Origin of the sequence: Neptuniibacter caesariensis (genome assembly GCF_000153345.1) — a bacterium.
GTDB lineage: Bacteria > Pseudomonadota > Gammaproteobacteria > Pseudomonadales > Balneatricaceae > Neptuniibacter > Neptuniibacter caesariensis.
Genome location: NZ_CH724125.1, coordinates 148228 through 166942, shown reverse-complemented (window position 1 = coordinate 166942; position 18715 = coordinate 148228). Strand labels below are relative to the sequence as shown.

Genomic DNA, 18715 nt, shown 5'->3' with positions numbered 1-18715 from the left:
ATTGTTATGTTTATCGCCATGAACCGATTCAAAATAAAACCAGGTAAAGAAAGTGATTTCATAGAGATATGGAAAAATCGCGAAACATTTCTAGATGAAGTACCTGGCTTCAAAGACTTCAACCTAATGCAGGGTGCAACCGATGACGAATGCACTCTTTTTATATCGCACAGTGTTTGGGATTCAGAGACTGCGTTCCGAGAGTGGACGAAATCCGAAGCATTCAGGAAGGCCCATGCTAACGCTAAGCCAGCAACCGATATTTACCTTGACCCGCCAAAGTTTGAAGGTTTCTCGTCCGTGTTGTAAGCCATATAAAAAAAGCGGCTTACGCCGCTTTTTTAATCGATAAGTGTATCAATCAAATCGATCATAAATTCAGTTTCTTCATCCGTCATAACCTCCCAGCCATCAAGATCCATACTTTCCAGGACCCCTTTGCCTTTTTCATTGGAAGACATATTGAGCAGAAACTTCTGTATCTGAGGAATATATTGCTGAAGCTTAGGACCAACCAACAATGCATGATGCACAACACTGATCTCACTACTCACCAATACCTTCATCTGGTTCTTGATAAGATCAGAAAGCTCATCATAAGCATCCTTTAAGAAGAAACCTGCGTCAGCCTGTTGGTTTAAAAGATGTTTAGCAACAATGATATAACTATCTACTGTCTTCAACTTGGTATTGTCACCATCCAAATCAGCTGGCTCAAGCATGATCATACCGATGCGGTTAACATCAGGATCATCTGTCGCCACTAACTGACAGCCCGGCTGCAAGTCTTCAACGTTGTTAATAGTCGATTCAGCATTAGTCGCTATAATCGTTTCATCAGGCTTTGCTAATGGGCGAACAACCGCTTTGAAACCGAGTTCACGAACTAGCATCGAAGCATCGAAAGGATTGGCATAAACCAGATCAAATTTACCTGCTTTGATATCTTCACGTTGCTTATCAAAGCAGTCATATAACTCAAGATGAACTCGGGTACCGAGCTGACGTTGTAACCAGGTGTTAAAAATATACCACCCGGATATATGATCCGGTGCAAAATCTGGACTTACGGTTAAGTTAAGAATCAAGACAGCACCTCTACATGAGTGTTTTGTATAAAGCTTCGCTCTCAGCAATTTTGCTACGCGAAGGCTTGCGCCTTACGGAGGTGTAGCCAACCACAACACCATTACGGATATTGGGTATTACCGTGGCTTTAACCCAGTAATAAGCACCATCTTTACGAAGATTTTTAACATAGCCATGCCATTTATTACCTGCTTCTATGGTTTCCCATAGACCTGCAAAGGCAACAGATGGCATATCAGGATGACGAAGAATATAGTGATTTTTACCTATTAATTCGTCTTGTGAATAACCAGACATGTCAACAAATGCCTGGTTTGCATGTGTGATAATCCCTTTAGTGTCCGTACGAGAAACAATTAACTTTCCTTCGGGATACGGAATTTCACGGTCGTAGATTTTAGCTGTACGCGATGTACCATCATAGTAATTGATGACAACTTCACGAACATCAGTACTATCCTGTTCTGACATCAACCTTCCTAGTGTTTATTTATAACTTACAGAATCTTACCAATCGCTTCTGCAGCACGCTTAACATCCAGGAAAATAAGACCAAGACGAGCATTTGGCTTTGCCACAACAGTCAATACAGATTCATCATTTGCATGAGTCATGAGGATATAGCCCTCATCACCCTTAACCAGCACCTGCTCAAGCTCTCCTCGCGCCAGCTCACTCGCTGTACGTTCACCTAGTGAAAGCATTGCTGCACTCATAGCACCAACACGGTCTTCATCCAAACCTGCTGGCAACAGGGCTGCGATCATCAGACCATCTGTTGAGATTACCGCAGACGCTTCAATCTCAGCTGAAGTGCCGTTAAGGTCACTCAAAATAGAGGTCAACATTTCTGAGCGCATATACATACTCCTTTAATGTAAGGCGTTAAAAATACAGTTATCTGAAAAACTAACAATGATTCGTATCAATAATCCAGATAACGTCTGGCCAAAACACTTAACAAATCCACATAATTACTCTGGTTTAGGCGCGGCATCTGATCAATGATCAAAACAAAGCGCTGATGCCCCAGATGAATTACCCAAAATCCAACCTGACTAAGACCTACGGGATCCAACATCCCCCAGGACTCTCCCATAAATGCCAGGTCCCTATTCAATAATAAGCTGTGCCTTTCATGCAACGAACTTAAGTCAGCCGCCAACGCACATAAAGCTTCAGCGTGATCTGCATCATAACCTGATGAACCTAAACAAAATCCATGGTCATCTGCCAGAGCAACCTTACCCGTACTGGATAAGCCTTTTAATAACTCAGGCAGTATCTTCTCTATTGAGTCTGAAATTATTCTCGAAGGTGATTTATCCAGACTCACGAAGTTTTTATCTAATAACTTCTCAAAAAGCTCATCTGCTTCACCATCATCCAGATCAGTGAGCTCCATGATCAGCTCTTTACTGAATGGTAAAGATACATCTGAACTTAATAACTGTAGCAGCAATGCACGCGCATCATCAGGTTCAGAACCGACGGTTGCGTAAAATGCCCCAGCAGGACAGATCTGAATAAATTGATTCTGTATCGTTGCGCTTGTCACAAATAAACTCCGAAACCTTTCGTCTTACGCAGCTTCATACCTGAAACCATCCCAGCGAATATGCACCACACATATAGGCAAATACTACACGTTGTGGCACATCCAATATCTTCGCTACATCTAAAGCAGACAAACTATTACCAGCCCATACTTCACTAATCTCTTCACCATGTGGCAATGGTAGAAAAGCATCAAAATCAGGCTTAGTTGTTAGTTGCATCGTTTTCTCGGGATCCATTCCGACTATTAAACGTCCTCTCGCTGTCCAGATAGCCACCTTCCAGACAAACGAGTCTACTCCCTCGACCAGATGCTTATCCTTCTCCTTCAGTTCGAAATCGGTTTTTTCTTCAAAACCAAGCTCACCATAACCAAAGCGCGTTAATGCTAGCTGGTTTAGAAAGTCGTCACTGAATGTAGAATAAATCTCTCTGTTTTCGGGGAACACAAATAACTGCCCTGGCAGGCCAGTCACCTCTACAGGCTGCTCTTGCTTTTGCGCAAGCTCAATGGCATCGGACAGTACTACTAATAATGACCCTTCAGGGTTATGAAAAACGCTGCGCCTCTCATCTGGGCGTGCGAAATTAACATCTGCGGCATTACCACAACACTGAAGTATCTGCTCAGCAGTTAATTCCTTAGCATATTTTTTAACCGGAACCGCTGAAGGTTCTTTTACGGCTGAAGGTTTTTCAACTGCTGAAGGCTCAGTTACAGAAGCCTCTTTAGCTTTTTGCTTTTCCTTAGCGGCTTTCAGTTTTGCCTTTTGAATGGCAGCAAGTTTTTTCTTCTGAAGCTCAAGCTTCTTTTTCTTTTGCTTCTGTTCTTCCAGCTGCTTTTTCTTAGCTGCAATTTTCTTAAGCTTTAACTCACGAATTTGTTCTTTCTTTTTAATAATGGCATCGTGCTTCTCTTGCTCAGCCTTAAGCTGCTCTTGTAACTGAGCTTCCTGAGCTTTCAGATCGGCTTCGACCTGCTGAACCAAACGATCTGCGGCATTAACGACAAGATTGCCCCGGATTAGCTTTTGCTTAAGAGCCTCACCCTTTCGTTTTCGTGAATAGAGCCCACCACGATAGTAATCGAGATTTTCTTTATCTAATACTGAATTTTCAGGTGTAGCCTCTGACTCAGAGTTTTCATCTGCAAGTTCAGATTCATCGATTTCGAACTTCCTCACGATCTCAAGAAGATCAGATGAAGAGTGCGGCTTTTTCAATAGAGTAAAGCCCGGCCAGGATAGATCCCGAGCACTGATAACAATATATTGTGATGTGGGGTTCTTTTCTTTGATTTGGCTCTGAAGATCTTCTTCTTTTTGTGCCTGATCACCATTGACCACCACAATTGAAGCTGCGCTAAGCGTAACCAACTCACAATCGACTGCGGAAGAAAAACAATATTCGAGCATTGCCAAACTGGGCCCACTAAAACCCGTTATAGCAACCTTTCTTGTTTTAACTAGCTGATTGCGGTTCAACTTTTTCATTTAGCTTCTCTTTCCGAGCTCATCCATGAAGCCTGTAAGGCTGGAAACGGCCATTAATTAAGACCGAATGCTCGGTTGATAGCTCACTCAACGCACTAAGATCATCTTCCTCAATAGCACGTTCAATAATATTACGTACTTTAGGTTTCATGACCGAACGCGCTTGTTCAAATAAGCGCTGCCTAAGCTTAGGGCCTTTATTTCCTAATACGAGCAGAAAATCAGCAAATGCCCCTTCTAAGGCATCACTATCGTAGCAAGCAATAGACAGATAAATCCGCTTAGTATGCAGACGGAGCTCATCAGGGTCAGCAGCCACCATTCGTGTAAAATGATAAAGAATACGACGACCTTGATGCCCGCGATAGATTAAATACCGTGGGTGCTGCGCATCAAATGCAGCTTGAATACGTCCAGTGTTTGGGCTGTCAAAGTCTGCATTCAGTTCCCAATCAGCCAATGCATCCCATATTGGTGAAGTCACTATTTGCTCCTGCTACTTTATTATCGGAACTTCAATTTCTAAACAGGTGTTTGTTTTTATATCTCGACAAAGTCAAGATTACAAATTTATCGGCAAATATTTGCATTTATTAATATATTTATAGCTTAAGGTCAGCTTTTTTGGGGAATATTTGACCAATCAATTGCTTTTTATTTCAAATCGTTACCTACAGATATCAACCCACCCTTTCAGAAAAAAACAACCGATAGTGTATCGATTGCATAACGACGTTTACCTAGCCAAAGGTTCTGAAATACACGCTTTAAAAGTCTCCATAAAGCGATATCTTTTTGAATCAGCCGACAATCTAACTGACATGATCAGACAATTATTCTTAGCACCTAATCCATCACACTAGCTACAGGCATATCTATAGCGCTTTTAACTCTGAAAGCTGCAATTACACAGATAAAACTCACTTTTTTAATTTTTTCGAAGCATTTTCCCGTTATGGTGCAATACTTAGTTCTATCTAAATCTTAAGGATCTAGACAGGCATAACGGAGAAAACGAATATGGATGTTATATTGAACCGCCTATCTACCAAGATGAAGGTGATGGGCAACGCCTTCCTATTAATCACATTTATCTGCCTTATCGGTAGTACATCGATTGGTTACCTTTCCCAAGTTGGTTCAGAACTCGAATCAATTGCTGAAGAAGACATCCCCCTCACCCACAAACTTGCCATGATCACTGAACATCAACTTGAACAGGCTGTTCATCTCGAGCGAGCGGTACTGGCAAGCACAATCATGACATTAGAGCAAAGTAGCGATATCAGCGAGATCAATGATGAGGTTAATCATTTCAAGAAACTTGGTGCGATAATTAAACAGGAGCTGATTGAGGCCAAAGCGATAACGGATAGGGCTATTTCTAAATCCAACAGTCACAACCTGGCGACATTTAAATCAATGAGAGATTCATTGGATAAAGTCCAAAAGATGCACCAGTCCTTTGAGCTAGAATCGACAGAACTTTTCCAGGCGATAAGCCAGGGCCTTCCGCATAATCTCCATGAGATGGTAATCAGTATCCATAAGCAGGAAACGCTCCTCGATAGCGAAGTCAAAAGCCTACTGGAAACAATTTCAAAACTAACAGGTGAAGCTTCAAACATCGCCTTACAGCACGAAAAAGACGCTCTCAATATAGTCACCATTATCGCTGCGGCATCCGCCCTACTGGGTCTTCTTATCAGCTACAGCATATCCAGAAATGTAGTCTCAAGACTGAGAAACACCCAAAAAGAGATGCAAACCATTGCTAGCGGAGTATTAACCAACCCGATACAAAGCACTGGTAATGATGAAATCGCTGACCTTCAACGATCCATGGAGGATATGCGCAAAAGGCTCTCCGACATGCTGAGCAATATATGTGATGTTACCTCTCAGCTCTCAAGCACATCAGAAGAAGTCGCTCAGGTCATGCTGCAAACTAGCGCTCAAGTGCAACAGCAGCAGGTTGAAACAGATATCCTTGCGGAAGCAATGAATCAGATGAACTCAACCGTTCACTCTGTTGCTAATAACGCGAGCAATACATCAGATTCAGCAGACAGTGCAGAGTCAGAGACTCGCCAGGGCAATGCAACGGTCTGCCATACCGTGGACATGATAGCTCAACTATCTGAGCAACTAGACCATACTTCCAGAGCCGTAGCTGAACTGGAAAATAACAGCCAAAGTGTCACTAAGGTACTTGAGGTCATCACCGACATTGCCGAACAAACCAACTTATTAGCACTTAATGCAGCCATTGAAGCTGCTCGAGCGGGTGAGACGGGTCGCGGCTTTTCTGTCGTAGCGGACGAAGTAAGGAGCCTTGCAGGCAGGACACAACAATCCACCGCGGAGATCAATGAGATTATCAGCACACTAAGACAGGATTCGAGAAAAGCCGTTGAAGCGATGAAAGCAAGCCAGGACAGAGCAACCATTTTGGTTGATGAAGCTCAAAAAGCTGGCGTATCTCTGTCAAACATCTCGAGTAGTGTCCTCACGATCAATGAGATGACTAGTCAAATCGCATCTGCAGCGATTGAACAGAACCATGTTGCGGAAGAGATGGCCAATAACATAACTCGAATTAATCAAAATGGCATCCAGAACGCATCTGGAATTGAGCAAACGTCTCAGGCCGGGCAAGAATTGGCCAGAATGGCCGAGAAGCTGAATCAGATGGTCCGCTATTTCAGCACCTAAATTAGGCCAGAAATAAAAAAACCTGCATATGCAGGTTTTTTTATACTCATAAGGAACACACTTAAAGATCAGGGAGCTTCTGATTGACAAAGATCTCGTCTATTTCGTTACGATTACCGCACTCAAGCACCTGACGGACAACATCAGGCGTGAGATGAGGTGCAAACCTCTGAATAAAGTCATACATATAACCGCGTAAGAAGGTCCCTTTTCGAAAGCCGATCTTGGTAATGCTTGGCTCAAACAGATGACTGGCATCCAGCGCAACCAGGTCGCTATCCTGCTGCTCATCAAAGGCCATCGTTGCAATTATTCCAACGCCCAAACCTAAACGGACATAGGTTTTAATCACGTCCGAATCTACTGCAGTGAAAACAACCTTAGGCTCAAGCCCTTCATTAGCAAAGGCTTCATCCAATTTAGAACGCCCTGTAAAACCAAATACATAGGTTACAATCGGTTGCTCAGCCAGATCAGCTAAAGTCAGTTTTGATACCTGAGTGAGCGGATGATCCTTAGGAACGACCACTGATCGATTCCAGCGATAGCACGGCATCATAATGAGATCATTAAAATGAGCCATCGCCTCTGTCGCTATCGCAAAATCGACAGTACCATCCGCAGCCATTTCTGAGATCTGCATCGGCGTCCCCTGATGCATATGCAGGGATACGTCCGGATATTCCTTCATAAAGCCAGTGATTGTCGGTGGTAGCGCGTACCGGGCTTGTGTATGAGTCGTCGCCACATCAAGGCTGCCTTTTCGCTCATCACTGAACTCCTGAGCAACCTGTTTTATACTTTCAACCTTCTGAAGTATCTCTCCCGCAACAGAAAGAATCGCCTGACCTGCAGGCGTCACACGCGTTAGATGTTTACCGCTGCGCGCAAACACTTCAACACCAAGCTCATCTTCAAGCAAGCGAATCTGCTTACTGATCCCCGGCTGTGATGTGTACAAGCTCTGTGCCGTGGCTGACACGTTTAGATCATGACGAGCCACTTCCCAAATGTATCGCAACTGCTGCAATTTCATCTAAAACTCCAAAACCCAGGCACCTAAGCCATCGTAATTAAGAGACGATTTATTATAACACCTTAGAATAAAATCCATAACATTTCATCTAAGCAGCATCGCTTTTATAACCTTGAGTTTAGCCTTCTAATCTCTTCATCCTGGGTAATCATTTTCTTTTCCAGACTAGAAACCCGAGCTAAAGCCCTTACCAACTCTTCTTCCTTGGCTTTATATTGATTGCGGATACTCGCTTCCCTTCTGCTTTGCTCATTAGAGAGCGAAATCTGCTTCTGCCTAGCCTTACGAAGCTCTTCTTCCAGTTCGTTAACTTTATCTTCTAAGCGTTTGTTTTTATTACTTTCTGAAAGCAGTTGAGTGTTAATTTTTGCCAAGTCTCTGTTTTGCCCAGAGCTGTCATTTTTGATCTTCTTAAGCTCATCCTCGAGGCTTTTAACCTGAGTTTTATAGGTATCAGTTTTGACATCTTTCCTGGCTAATTCAGCCTGTAGATCATGAATCGTCTTGGTCAGCGCCGACTCTTTTTTGCCTACTTCATCACGTAACTTTTCTAATGCACCGCGATAATAACGAACATCTGCATCAGACTTACTCACGGCTTCAAGGGTATGACGCTGCTCATCTTTGATCCGCTGATCAAAAGTGCGCTTGGAGTCATCGTAAGTTTTACGCAGGTGATTAAGCTCTTGCTCCACATTTAAACGGCTTTGTTCCTCCTGCTTTCGCTGGGAAGTTTCAGCCGCTAAATTCGCTTTCAATACATCAACTTCAGCCTCAACACCTTTTAAGACCGACTTGAGCTCTTCATTTTGCCCTGTTTGCTCACGGATACGCTCCTCAAGATCGATCAAACGTGAGCGAGACTCCTGAAGTGATTCATCCGCTTCTCGACGGACAATATCGATACCCACTTCTTGTTGATGCTGCTGCTGAACGAAATTACTCCGAGCTTCCTGCACCGCTTGTTCCCAGATACGAGAGAATGACTGTGATAAAGCTTCAGGTACATCAGGAACAACGATAGAAGTAGCGGTCAGTCCTAGCCTGGTAGGCGCCAGCCCCCACCACTGCTGAAAAAGAGACTCTAAATCTGACTCTGGACAGCCTAAGGATTCCGCTATAGTTGTCAAAGTTGGCTGCACACCTGCCATCAGCAATCTATCGGCAGTCGAGTAAACACTTTCTTTCAAATCCGTTTCATTCATTCAGAATAAACTCTTAACTATTTCTACTATTCAAACTTTTAATGGCTTTTTGCAAAGGCATTTCCAGAGGAGCTTTAACAACCTGGCGCCCACCAGAAGGTAGAGGGAATCTTAATTCTGCGGCATGAAGGAACAAGCGCTTAAACCCTTTCTCCCTCATCTCGGCATTAACTTCATCAACCCCATATTTCTCATCACCAACAATTGGATGCCCTGCAAATTGACAGTGAACACGGATTTGATGGGTCCTACCCGTGATTGGCCTCGCCTCGACCAGCGTCGCCTCACGACCAAAACGCTGCAATACTTTATATTCGGTGAGGCACTCTTTTCCATCTGCCGTAACTTTAACAACGCGTTCGCCTGATTTAAGCTCATTTTTTTTCAAAGGAGCATCAATACGACGTTTCCTTTCAGACCAGGAACCGACAACCAACGCGTGATAAATCTTCGTAATAGTGCTTTTCTTTAAAGAATCGTGCATCAACTTGAGGGTACTTCGCTTTTTGGCTATCAGAATACAACCCGAAGTGTCACGATCAAGACGATGAACTAATTCGAGAAATTTACACTGAGGGCGCATCTGCCTGAAGCTTTCAATCAGCCCTAAGCTAATACCACTTCCCCCGTGAACGGCAATGCCTGAAGGTTTATTAACAACAATCAGGTCATCATCTTCATAAAGTACAGCTTGCTCAAGCTGATCCGATAATCGGCTGCTCACTTTAGCGGGAGGGGCTTTTTCTGCGAGCCTAACAGGCGGTATGCGCACGAGATCACCCAAGGCTAATCGATACTCTGGCTTGATCCGCTTCTTATTTACACGCACCTCACCCTTACGAACGATCCTGTATACCAGGCTCTTAGGTGCACCTTTAAGCGCGGTGATGAGGAAATTATCAATTCTCTGCCCCGCATTATTATCTGTTATCTCAACAAAACGAACTTGAGTGTTTGGCGAGGAATTATCTTGAGACATATTAATTCTGTGAAAACCTATTAGCGAATTGAAGCAATTATTGAATGCTGCTATATTCTAGCGCTGCTACAAGCTGTTGGCTTTATCTTTTTTATGCAATTGCCGTAATACAGTCTCACGTCGACAAATCGAATACTTTTTGTCCAAACGGGTAGCAATAACTAGATTAATTAATGCTTTTCATCCAGCTGGAAACGACCAGTTGGAGGTAAAGATGTACGTTTAGCCAGGAACCTGCTTAGGCAGTAACAATTAGAAAGAAGAAAAAAATAGGCTAACGATTCCTTTACCGAAGGACGATCTGTATGCCGGTTGCATACAGATACAAAAACATCAATTTAAACAGCATAAGTAACGCCCCCAAATAAGGGCTGTGTCGCTATTTTTGCTATTAAAGGCGGTAAGCTTCGGCATATACCTGCCTGACGATCGTTATTGAGTCCGAAAGACCGGCTTTGGCTATTTTAAAACATAGCCCCACAGCGCTGCATGAAAAGCATTCGAAAAGAGAACATCATGAAAAGAATGCTTATAAACGCAACTCAACCTGAAGAGTTGCGCGTTGCGCTAGTGGATGGCCAACGTCTTTACGATCTGGACATTGAATCAGGTTCCAGAGAACAGAAAAAAGCCAATATTTACAAAGGTAAGATAACTCGCATTGAGCCGAGTCTTGAAGCTGCTTTTGTTGATTACGGTGCTGAAAGACACGGTTTCCTACCCCTAAAAGAAATTTCTCGAGAGTACTTTACTCAGCCACCTACTCGCGGTTCTCGCCCGAACATCAAAGAAGTTTTGAAAGAAGGCACCGAAGTTATTGTTCAGGTGGACAAAGAGGAACGTGGCAATAAGGGCGCAGCACTAACTACTTTCATCAGCCTGGCGGGCCGCTATCTGGTACTTATGCCAAACAACCCAAGAGCTGGTGGTATCTCTCGCCGAATCGAAGGCGAAGATCGCGCGCAACTCAAAGAAGCACTTTCTGGCGTAAATATTCCGAAGCAGATGGGTATCATTGTCCGTACTGCAGGTGTTGGCCGCAGCAGCGAAGAGCTACAGTGGGACTTTGAATACCTCCAGACACTTTGGACCGCTATCAAACAAGCGTCTGAAGAGAAGCCTGCGCCATTCCTGATCTACCAGGAAAGTAATGTTGTCATTCGCGCAGTACGCGATTACCTGCGCTCTGATATCGGTGAAGTACTGATCGATGACCCTCAGGTTTTCGAAGATGCTAAGAATTTCGTTAAGCAGGTTATGCCTACCTACGAAAGCAAAATTAAGCATTACTCTGAACAGACACCACTATTCAATCGCTTCCAGATCGAAACCCAGATCGAAACAGCCTTCCAGCGTGAAGTAACACTTCCATCTGGCGGCTCCATTGTAATCGATCCTACTGAAGCTCTGGTTTCTATCGACATCAACTCTGCACGTGCTACACGCGGTGGTGATATTGAAGAAACAGCACTACACACCAACCTGGAAGCAGCAGATGAGATCGCTCGCCAACTTCGCCTTCGCGATATTGGGGGCCTGGTTGTCATCGACTTCATTGACATGACGCCTATCAAGAACCAACGCGAAGTTGAAAACCGTCTTCGCGATGCGCTGAAACTTGATCGCGCTCGCGTACAGATGGGCCGCATCTCTCGTTTCGGTCTTCTTGAAATGTCCCGTCAGAGACTGCGCCCATCACTAGCCGAGACTCGTGGCGTCGTTTGCCCACGCTGTAACGGCCAGGGCACTATTCGTGACACTGAGTCTCTTGCACTTTCAATCCTTCGACTTATCGAAGAAGAGTCAGGCAAAGATCGCACAGCACAAATTCGCGCAATACTACCAGTGACTGTTGCAACCTACTTGCTGAACGAAAAGCGCCACGCAGTTCATGATATTGAACTTCGCCAGGACGTACGCGTAGTGATTGTTCCTAACCCGAACATGGAAACTCCACACTATGAAGTTGTACGCCTTCGTGATGATCACACGGTAGCGACAACAAACGATGCAAGCTACACCATGCAGCCTGAGCCTGAAGATGATGATCCTATTGAAGCATCATCTACCCAGGCAGCTCCTGCACGCGAACAAGCAGCCGTTCGTAGCGTAGCACCAAAAACACCAGCACCTGAGGCAGCTCAAGCAGAACAGCAACCTGCTGCCGAAAAAGCAAAAGCGGCACCTGCTCCTGCTCCTTCTGCTTCTTTAGGTAGCAAAGTACTCGGATTGTTCAAAGGCATTTTCGGTGGCAGCGAACAACAACCTGAAGAAAAGGTTGAAGAGAAAACTGAAGAGAAAGATAAGAAGAAGCGCCCTAAACGTCAGCGCAATGAACGCAATGACTCTGGCCGTAAACGTCGCCGTCGAGATAATGACCGCAAACAGCGCAACAAACAGAATGATGAAATAATCACTGTTCAGCCTGAGCCGGATCAACCTCTTACTTCAAACGAAGAGAAACCAAAGCGCCGTCGCAGAAAACGCAAATCCGATACCGATAAGGCTGAAAGCAAAAGCACAGAAAACCTGAACCAGTCTCAGGATAGCGCAGAAGAAAAAGAGGAAGCACCACGCAATCCTCGTCGTCGCGGCCGTCGCCGTCGCACAACTGAACGCAGCGCAAAACGCAGCAATGAAAGCCAGGCAACTCAGACTGAGAAAACAGAAGCACATTCTGAAGCTCCATCAGATACGGCTAACACCGTTAGCATGGAAAACCAGGAGCAGTCTCCAGCCGCTGAAGTCAAAGACGCTGTAGCAACAACTGATACAGCTACGCCTGAGCCGACAGCAGAAAACAATAAGCAGGAAACCACCCTTGCGGATTCTACTGCCACTGAGAAACCTGAAGCTGAAGCAGTTGAAGCGACAACTCAGGAGGAAAAGGCCGAGTCAGCAACAGCAGAAGCCCCTGCAGTTGAGACAACCCCTACCCCTGAGATTAGTAACGACGCTGAAAGCAAACCTGCTGAGAATCAAGGCGATACTGAAGGCAAAGAAACAAAAGAAGCTAAAAAGGCTTCAGAAATTGAACAGCCAAGTGTTGCTGAAGCTGAGATTCAGCCTAAGCCAGAAATAATGGCCGAAGCAGCAGAAGACAACAGCACTGAAGATACAGTTAAAGCTGAAGCGCCTGTCGCGGAACAATCGCCTGAAGCGCAAACTGAGAAACCCGTTGCTGAAGATAAGCCACTTGAAGCCGATGCGCCTTCAACTGAAAAAGCTGAGAGCGATAATACGCAACAAGCAACCCAGCAAGATGCACCGGTGCGCAAACGCCGCACACGACGCGCCCCGAATGATCCAAGGGAAGTTCGTCGCCGCAGCGCAACCACTGAAACATCAGATGACAAATAAGACGACTGATGGACACTAAAAAAGGGGCTTAAGCCCCTTTTTTATTTTTTCTTGAAAATATTCAACAGCTTTTTTTTCGGATCCTGCTCTTCAGTTGGCAAAGCCTTCTCAAACCTCTTCTGCAACGCTTCGAATTTTTTCTCTTTCCTTTTATGCTCAGCCTTATCTCTGGAAGCATTCAGATCTACAACATTCTTTGCCATTTCAGGTCACTCCTGACTTGGTTCATTTTCCTTTGACTCTATATCTACAGACTCAGATTTCTTTTTTGCCTGTGCAGCTTTCCAGACCTCCATATCCTCGTAATAAGTATCCCATATACAAGGAGAACAGCCGCCCTCGCAACAATCATAATTACCCGGACGAATGGGTTTATCTGGATCTTGCACACTTAAAGCCTCTCGTTCTTTATATAGCATTCTACTCTCTGTTGAACTCATATCAACTCAGCGACTTTAAAGCATAATTGCGAGCATTAAGGGGAATTAAGTAGTTTCACTACAGATAAATTCGCCCCAAACGGGTGCATTGCTGCATCGCACAATAAAAAAACCTGAAAAAGTTGTAAAAACACAACAACATTAGCCATAAGTACATAGGCCAGACGTATGACTAAGCCCCTAATTTCAGTATAATTCTGTCACTAAATTACAACCGCGGGTTTGAATACAGTGGAGAGAGACGACCACAAGTTGTCTTTTTTCAAACCCTTGGCTGCACTGCCATAAAACTTTTGGGGAATACAATGACTACAACCAATCAAACGATTTACTGGACCCTAACTGACGAAGCACCTTCATTGGCTACATGTTCGCTTTTGCCAATCGTTCGCGCATTCACGTCCAAAGCTGAGATCGATGTTAAAATTTCAGATATCTCTCTAGCAGGACGCGTGCTTTCTGCTTTCCCTGAAAAACTATCCGAAGAACAGCGCGTAGAAGATGGCCTTAAGTTCCTGGGTGAACTGACACAGGATCCAAACGCAAACATCATCAAACTACCAAACATCAGTGCATCCATCCCTCAGTTGAAAGCATGCATCGCTGAATTACAAACTCAGGGCTACGATGTACCTGACTACCCAGAAGATCCGCAGACAGATACTGATGCTGATGTTCAGACGCGTTACTCTAAAATCCTGGGCTCCGCAGTAAACCCAGTTCTGCGTGAAGGTAACTCTGACCGTCGTGCTCCTGGCGCTGTAAAGGCTTACGCTAAAAAATTCCCGCACTCTATGGGCAAGTGGAGCAAAGCTTCTCAGACTCATGCTGACTATATGCGCGGTGGCGACTTCTTCTCTAGCGAACAGTCTATCACTATGGCTGAAGCCGGCGATGTTCGCATCGAATTTGTAGACCAGGCTGGTAACGTTGAAGTTAAGAAAGAACTGAGCCTGGAAAAAGGTGAAATTCTGGACAGCATGCGCATGAGCTGCGCAGCGCTACGCGAATTCTTTGAAGAATCACTTCAAGATGCTAAAGAAACAGGCGTTATGTGGTCCCTGCACGTTAAAGCGACCATGATGAAGGTTTCTCACCCTATCGTATTCGGCCACGCTGTAACTGTATTCTACAAAGAACTATTCGAACAATACGGCGACCTGTTTGAAGAGCTGGGCGTTAACCCAAATAACGGTATTGGCAGTGTATACGATAAGATCGCTACCCTTCCAACATCTAAGCGCGAAGAGATCGAAGAAGCGATTCACAAGTGCTACGAGCACCGTCCGAAACTTGCGATGGTTGATTCCTCTAAAGGCATCACAAACCTGCACGTACCTTCAGACGTAATCGTAGATGCTTCTATGCCTGCGATGATCCGTAACGGCGGTAAGATGTGGGACGCAAATGGCCAGACAGCTGACACTAAAGCTGTAATGCCTGAATCTACTTACGCACGCATCTACCAAGAGATGATCAACTACTGCAAAACCAATGGTGCATTTGATCCAACCACTATCGGTACAGTTCCAAATGTTGGCCTGATGGCTAAGAAAGCTGAAGAGTATGGTTCTCACGATAAGACATACGAAACTCAGCCTGGCACTATGCGTGTAGTTGCTGCAGACGGTACCGTTCTGATGCAGCACGAAGTTGAGAAAGGCGATATCTGGCGCGCATGCCAGACTAAAGATGAGCCTGTACGTGACTGGGTTAAACTAGCAGTAACTCGTGCACGCAACTCTGATACGCCTGCTGTATTCTGGCTTGATTACAAGCGTGCTCATGACGCTGAACTGATCAAAAAAGTAGAAACTTACCTGCAGGATCACGACACTGATGGTCTTGAGATCTACATCAAGACTTACAACCAGGCGATCCGTTTCAGCATGGACCGCATGTTCCGAGGCAAGGACACTATCTCTGTAACAGGTAACGTACTACGTGACTACCTGACAGACCTGTTCCCAATCATCGAACTAGGTACTTCCGCTAAGATGCTATCTATCGTACCAATGCTTAAGGGCGGCGGTATGTATGAGACTGGCGCAGGCGGTTCTGCTCCTAAGCACGTTCAGCAGGTTGAAGAAGAAAACCACCTACGCTGGGATTCTCTGGGTGAGTTCCTTGCTCTGGCTGTATCTCTTGAAGATCTTGGCCTTAAAGGCAACAAGCGCGCTGCAGTTCTGGCTAAAACACTAGACGCTGCAACAGGCAAGCTGCTTGAGAACAACAAATCACCATCACGTAAGACTGGTGAGCTGGATAACCGTGGTTCTCACTTCTACCTGGGCATGTACTGGGCTCAGGAAGTCGCTAACCAGACTGAAGACGCAGAACTGGCAGCTGAATTTAAGCAGCTGGCTGAAGATCTGACTTCTCAGGAAAGCAAGATTGTTGCTGAGCTAGCAGAGTGCCAGGGTACTCCTGCTGCGCTTGATGGCTACTACCACGCTAACCGTGAAACTGTTAAGAAAGTAATGCGCCCAAGCGCATCTCTGAACAGTGCACTAGCTAAGTAATAGATCATAAATTAATGACAAAGCCCGGCAAATGCCGGGCTTTTTTTGTGCGCGCTTGGTTTATAACTCTATACTTCAGTAAAACGGAATATAGAAATGTCGCATGAAGTTACTAATAATCCTCATCACATTATTCCTTGCCTCAGCTTCGACATTTGGCAAAACCACCATTGTTTTAACAACACATAACCTACCCCCTTACAGCCATTACATAGGGAAGATGCTATCTGGTAGCGCCGTTGAAGTCGTTGAATGCGCCTTTAAACCAATGAGCGAATATACGCTTCAGATTAAAGTTGTCCCGTGGAAAAGAGCACAAACTCTGGTCATTCAGAATGAAGCCGATGGATTTTTCGCAGCTTCGAAAAACCCAACTCGAGACAATTATGCAACGATGATCCGAGATCATTGCAGAACAAAACTGGACCTGGTTTCAGAGAAAAGACAATTATTCTTCCCCTACTGGCGAAACCTTCAGGACAGATAAAGTTGTCAGCAGCTTTCTTGGGGCAAATATGCAAACATGGCTAACAACGAACGAATACCAGCTCGCCAACAATCCGCCGCGTAACAACCAACAGCTCTTACAGCTCCTCATAAGGAAGCGTGTCGATGCGATTCTCGCAAACGACCAGGTCATGAATAAGCTTCTATCTACTAATCATGCAGAGCATCTGGTTCGCTCAGATACACTTAGAAACAAGCCCCTTGGTGTTTACTTTTCGCATAACTTTTTAGATAGACATCCTGGCTTTATCCAGCGATTTAATCAGAATGTGCGAACCTGCAGACAATAAAAAAGCACGCTAATGCGTGCTTTTTTAATAACATGAATGATTACAGGTTAGCTATGCGATTCAAACCAGCAATTGCTGCCACCCTGTATGCTTCAGCCATGGTCGGGTAGTTGAAAGTGGTATTGATGAAATACTTAATGGTATTTGACTCACCCTCTTGAGCCATGATCGCCTGTCCGATGTGAACGATCTCTGCCGCATGCTCACCAAAACAATGGATACCCAGAATTTCCAGCGTTTCACGATGGAATAGAATCTTCAACATACCAACTGGCTGTCCGTAAATCTGAGCACGTGCCGTGTCCTTAAAGAACGCCTGACCCGCTTCATAAGGGACACATTCTTTCGTCAGCTCTTCCTCGGTTTTACCAACCGAGCTAATTTCAGGGATAGTGTAGATACCTGTAGGTACTTCATTGATATAACGGAAGTCTTCAGCATCAAGCATATCCGCAGCTGCAGCACGGCCCTGATCGAGCGCAGCTGAAGCAAGACTTGGCCAACCCACAACATCACCCGCCGCATAAATTCCATCACACTGAGTGCGATAGTGATCATCGACTACCAACTGACCACGACTGTTAGCGTCAAGACCGATATTCTCAAGCTTAAGCATATCAGTATTACCTGTACGCCCATTACACCAGAGGAATGCATCCGCACGGATTTTCTTACCTGACTTCAGAGTCAGGATAACACCTCGCTCATCAGCCACGACATTATCATAGATTTCGTTATGGCGAATTTTCACCGCATTGTTTCGCAGGTGATAGCTCAGTGCATCAGAGATCTCAGCATCAAGGAAGGACAAAAGGCGTTCCTGGTTATTGATCAGATCTACCTTTACACCCAAACCACTAAAGATCGACGCATATTCAGATCCAATGACACCTGCACCGTAAATAATCAATGTACGAGGCGTATGGCTCAGTTTCAGAATAGTGTCTGAGTTATAAATACGCGGGTGGCTGAAATCAATATCGTCCGGAGTATACGGACGCGATCCAGTAGCGATAATAATGTTTTTAGCTCTCAGTGTTTCATCACCTGAAGCCGTACCGCGTACGATAACTGTTTCCTTATCCTCGAACTCGGCGGTACCAAAGAAGACATCAATACGGTTGCGCGCATAGAAGTTAGTTCGCAGCACTACCTGGCTGGACATAACCTTTTCGGCACGCTTAAGAACCTTAGGAAAGGAGAACCAGCGAGGCTCACCAATATCACGGAACATAGGGTTAGTGTTGAACTCAATGATCTGCTTCACAGAATGGCGCAACGCCTTTGATGGAATAGTACCCTTATGCGTACAGTTACCACCAACAGCCTCCTGCTCCTCAATGACAGCTACGCGACGCCCCTTTTTAGAAGCATTCATCGCCGCACCTTCACCTGCAGGACCGGAACCGATCACAATGACATCATAGTCATAAACCGCCATCACTTTCCCCTATCAATTTATAATTATCTTATTGTTTCAAATAGACTTTTAAGTATTCAGCATACTCTGGATCAGCTGCTA

18 protein-coding genes are annotated in these 18715 nt (G+C 44.9%); 6 read left to right on the top strand and 12 right to left on the bottom strand.

Annotated features, from left to right (window positions below; translation table 11 throughout):
* Nucleotides 1-6: 6 nt before the first annotated feature.
* The gene (gene hmuQ, locus MED92_RS00800) at nt 7-309 is read left to right on the top strand and encodes a heme-degrading protein HmuQ (protein ID WP_007019555.1); all 303 of its coding nucleotides are present in this window, start codon (nt 7-9) and stop codon (nt 307-309) included.
* A gap of 32 nt (nt 310-341) precedes the next feature.
* Here the strand turns inward: hmuQ and MED92_RS00795 are convergent, their stop codons facing one another.
* The 6 genes from MED92_RS00795 to MED92_RS00770 all read right to left on the bottom strand — a co-directional run bounded on the left by MED92_RS00795 (nt 342) and on the right by MED92_RS00770 (nt 4623).
* A complete protein-coding gene (locus MED92_RS00795) occupies nt 342-1088 on the bottom strand; it encodes a phosphate/phosphite/phosphonate ABC transporter substrate-binding protein (RefSeq protein ID WP_007019554.1) in 747 nt (248 codons plus the stop codon).
* A 10-nt stretch (nt 1089-1098) separates the two neighbouring features.
* Entirely contained in the window at nt 1099-1560 is a 462-nt protein-coding gene (locus tag MED92_RS00790; protein WP_007019553.1) for a PAS domain-containing protein, read from the bottom strand.
* A gap of 26 nt (nt 1561-1586) precedes the next feature.
* Nucleotides 1587-1949, bottom strand: a complete 363-nt coding sequence (locus MED92_RS00785; protein ID WP_007019552.1) for a roadblock/LC7 domain-containing protein — start codon at nt 1947-1949, stop codon at nt 1587-1589.
* A 65-nt stretch (nt 1950-2014) separates the two neighbouring features.
* Nucleotides 2015-2647: a hypothetical protein gene (locus tag MED92_RS00780; RefSeq protein ID WP_007019551.1), complete on the bottom strand. Its 633-nt coding sequence runs from the start codon at nt 2645-2647 to the stop codon at nt 2015-2017.
* Nucleotides 2648-2681: 34 nt separating this feature from the next.
* Nucleotides 2682-4139, bottom strand: coding sequence for a hypothetical protein (locus tag MED92_RS00775; RefSeq protein ID WP_007019550.1), 1458 nt, complete (start codon nt 4137-4139; stop codon nt 2682-2684).
* A 19-nt stretch (nt 4140-4158) separates the two neighbouring features.
* Nucleotides 4159-4623: a hypothetical protein gene (locus MED92_RS00770; protein WP_007019549.1), complete on the bottom strand. Its 465-nt coding sequence runs from the start codon at nt 4621-4623 to the stop codon at nt 4159-4161.
* A 536-nt stretch (nt 4624-5159) separates the two neighbouring features.
* On the opposite strand from MED92_RS00770, the gene MED92_RS00765 reads away from it, so the two are divergent.
* On the top strand, nt 5160-6854 hold the full coding sequence (locus tag MED92_RS00765) for a methyl-accepting chemotaxis protein (RefSeq protein ID WP_007019548.1): 1695 nt from the start codon (nt 5160-5162) through the stop codon (nt 6852-6854).
* 61 nt (nt 6855-6915) lie between these two features.
* On the opposite strand, the gene cysB is transcribed toward MED92_RS00765, so the two are convergent.
* The 3 genes from cysB to rluC form a co-directional block, all read right to left on the bottom strand.
* Complete coding sequence (cysB, locus tag MED92_RS00760) at nt 6916-7890, bottom strand: HTH-type transcriptional regulator CysB (protein WP_007019547.1); 975 nt, start codon at nt 7888-7890, stop codon at nt 6916-6918.
* Nucleotides 7891-7994: 104 nt separating this feature from the next.
* Nucleotides 7995-9095, bottom strand: a complete 1101-nt coding sequence (locus MED92_RS00755) for a DNA-binding protein (RefSeq protein WP_007019546.1) — start codon at nt 9093-9095, stop codon at nt 7995-7997.
* Between the two features lie 13 nt (nt 9096-9108).
* Nucleotides 9109-10074 (bottom strand): 23S rRNA pseudouridine(955/2504/2580) synthase RluC, encoded by a 966-nt coding sequence (gene rluC, locus MED92_RS00750; protein WP_007019545.1) that lies wholly within the window; start codon nt 10072-10074, stop codon nt 9109-9111.
* Between the two features lie 516 nt (nt 10075-10590).
* On the opposite strand from rluC, the gene rne reads away from it, so the two are divergent.
* Nucleotides 10591-13434, top strand: coding sequence for a ribonuclease E (gene rne, locus MED92_RS00745; RefSeq protein WP_007019544.1), 2844 nt, complete (start codon nt 10591-10593; stop codon nt 13432-13434).
* A 41-nt stretch (nt 13435-13475) separates the two neighbouring features.
* On the opposite strand, the gene MED92_RS19105 is transcribed toward rne, so the two are convergent.
* Both MED92_RS19105 and MED92_RS00740 read right to left on the bottom strand, forming a co-directional pair.
* Complete coding sequence (locus MED92_RS19105; RefSeq protein WP_007019543.1) at nt 13476-13637, bottom strand: hypothetical protein; 162 nt, start codon at nt 13635-13637, stop codon at nt 13476-13478.
* A 6-nt stretch (nt 13638-13643) separates the two neighbouring features.
* Complete coding sequence (locus MED92_RS00740) at nt 13644-13853, bottom strand: oxidoreductase-like domain-containing protein (protein WP_007019542.1); 210 nt, start codon at nt 13851-13853, stop codon at nt 13644-13646.
* Nucleotides 13854-14179: 326 nt separating this feature from the next.
* Here MED92_RS00740 and MED92_RS00735 point away from each other — a divergent pair, with 326 nt between their 5' ends.
* The 3 genes from MED92_RS00735 to MED92_RS00725 all read left to right on the top strand — a co-directional run bounded on the left by MED92_RS00735 (nt 14180) and on the right by MED92_RS00725 (nt 17193).
* Nucleotides 14180-16396, top strand: a complete 2217-nt coding sequence (locus MED92_RS00735) for an NADP-dependent isocitrate dehydrogenase (protein ID WP_007019541.1) — start codon at nt 14180-14182, stop codon at nt 16394-16396.
* 103 nt (nt 16397-16499) lie between these two features.
* Nucleotides 16500-16883, top strand: a complete 384-nt coding sequence (locus tag MED92_RS00730; protein ID WP_007019540.1) for a type 2 periplasmic-binding domain-containing protein — start codon at nt 16500-16502, stop codon at nt 16881-16883.
* A gap of 28 nt (nt 16884-16911) precedes the next feature.
* Nucleotides 16912-17193, top strand: a complete 282-nt coding sequence (locus tag MED92_RS00725) for a hypothetical protein (protein ID WP_040661400.1) — start codon at nt 16912-16914, stop codon at nt 17191-17193.
* A gap of 40 nt (nt 17194-17233) precedes the next feature.
* Here the strand turns inward: MED92_RS00725 and sthA are convergent, their stop codons facing one another.
* A complete protein-coding gene (gene sthA, locus MED92_RS00720; RefSeq protein WP_007019539.1) occupies nt 17234-18634 on the bottom strand; it encodes a Si-specific NAD(P)(+) transhydrogenase in 1401 nt (466 codons plus the stop codon).
* Nucleotides 18635-18715: the final 81 nt, after the last annotated feature.

What these genes read in the sequence shown, in the direction of transcription:
- hmuQ (WP_007019555.1), top strand. Translation starts at nt 7, where the DNA reads ATGTTTATCGCCATGAACCGATTCAAAATAAAACCAGGTAAAGAAAGT.
- MED92_RS00790 (WP_007019553.1), bottom strand. Translation starts at nt 1,560, where the DNA reads ATGTCAGAACAGGATAGTACTGATGTTCGTGAAGTTGTCATCAATTAC.
- MED92_RS00785 (WP_007019552.1), bottom strand. Translation starts at nt 1,949, where the DNA reads ATGCGCTCAGAAATGTTGACCTCTATTTTGAGTGACCTTAACGGCACT.
- MED92_RS00775 (WP_007019550.1), bottom strand. Translation starts at nt 4,139, where the DNA reads ATGAAAAAGTTGAACCGCAATCAGCTAGTTAAAACAAGAAAGGTTGCT.
- MED92_RS00765 (WP_007019548.1), top strand. Translation starts at nt 5,160, where the DNA reads ATGGATGTTATATTGAACCGCCTATCTACCAAGATGAAGGTGATGGGC.
- cysB (WP_007019547.1), bottom strand. Translation starts at nt 7,890, where the DNA reads ATGAAATTGCAGCAGTTGCGATACATTTGGGAAGTGGCTCGTCATGAT.
- MED92_RS00755 (WP_007019546.1), bottom strand. Translation starts at nt 9,095, where the DNA reads ATGAATGAAACGGATTTGAAAGAAAGTGTTTACTCGACTGCCGATAGA.
- rluC (WP_007019545.1), bottom strand. Translation starts at nt 10,074, where the DNA reads ATGTCTCAAGATAATTCCTCGCCAAACACTCAAGTTCGTTTTGTTGAG.
- rne (WP_007019544.1), top strand. Translation starts at nt 10,591, where the DNA reads ATGAAAAGAATGCTTATAAACGCAACTCAACCTGAAGAGTTGCGCGTT.
- MED92_RS19105 (WP_007019543.1), bottom strand. Translation starts at nt 13,637, where the DNA reads ATGGCAAAGAATGTTGTAGATCTGAATGCTTCCAGAGATAAGGCTGAG.
- MED92_RS00740 (WP_007019542.1), bottom strand. Translation starts at nt 13,853, where the DNA reads ATGCTATATAAAGAACGAGAGGCTTTAAGTGTGCAAGATCCAGATAAA.
- MED92_RS00735 (WP_007019541.1), top strand. Translation starts at nt 14,180, where the DNA reads ATGACTACAACCAATCAAACGATTTACTGGACCCTAACTGACGAAGCA.
- MED92_RS00730 (WP_007019540.1), top strand. Translation starts at nt 16,500, where the DNA reads ATGAAGTTACTAATAATCCTCATCACATTATTCCTTGCCTCAGCTTCG.
- MED92_RS00725 (WP_040661400.1), top strand. Translation starts at nt 16,912, where the DNA reads ATGCAAACATGGCTAACAACGAACGAATACCAGCTCGCCAACAATCCG.
- sthA (WP_007019539.1), bottom strand. Translation starts at nt 18,634, where the DNA reads ATGGCGGTTTATGACTATGATGTCATTGTGATCGGTTCCGGTCCTGCA.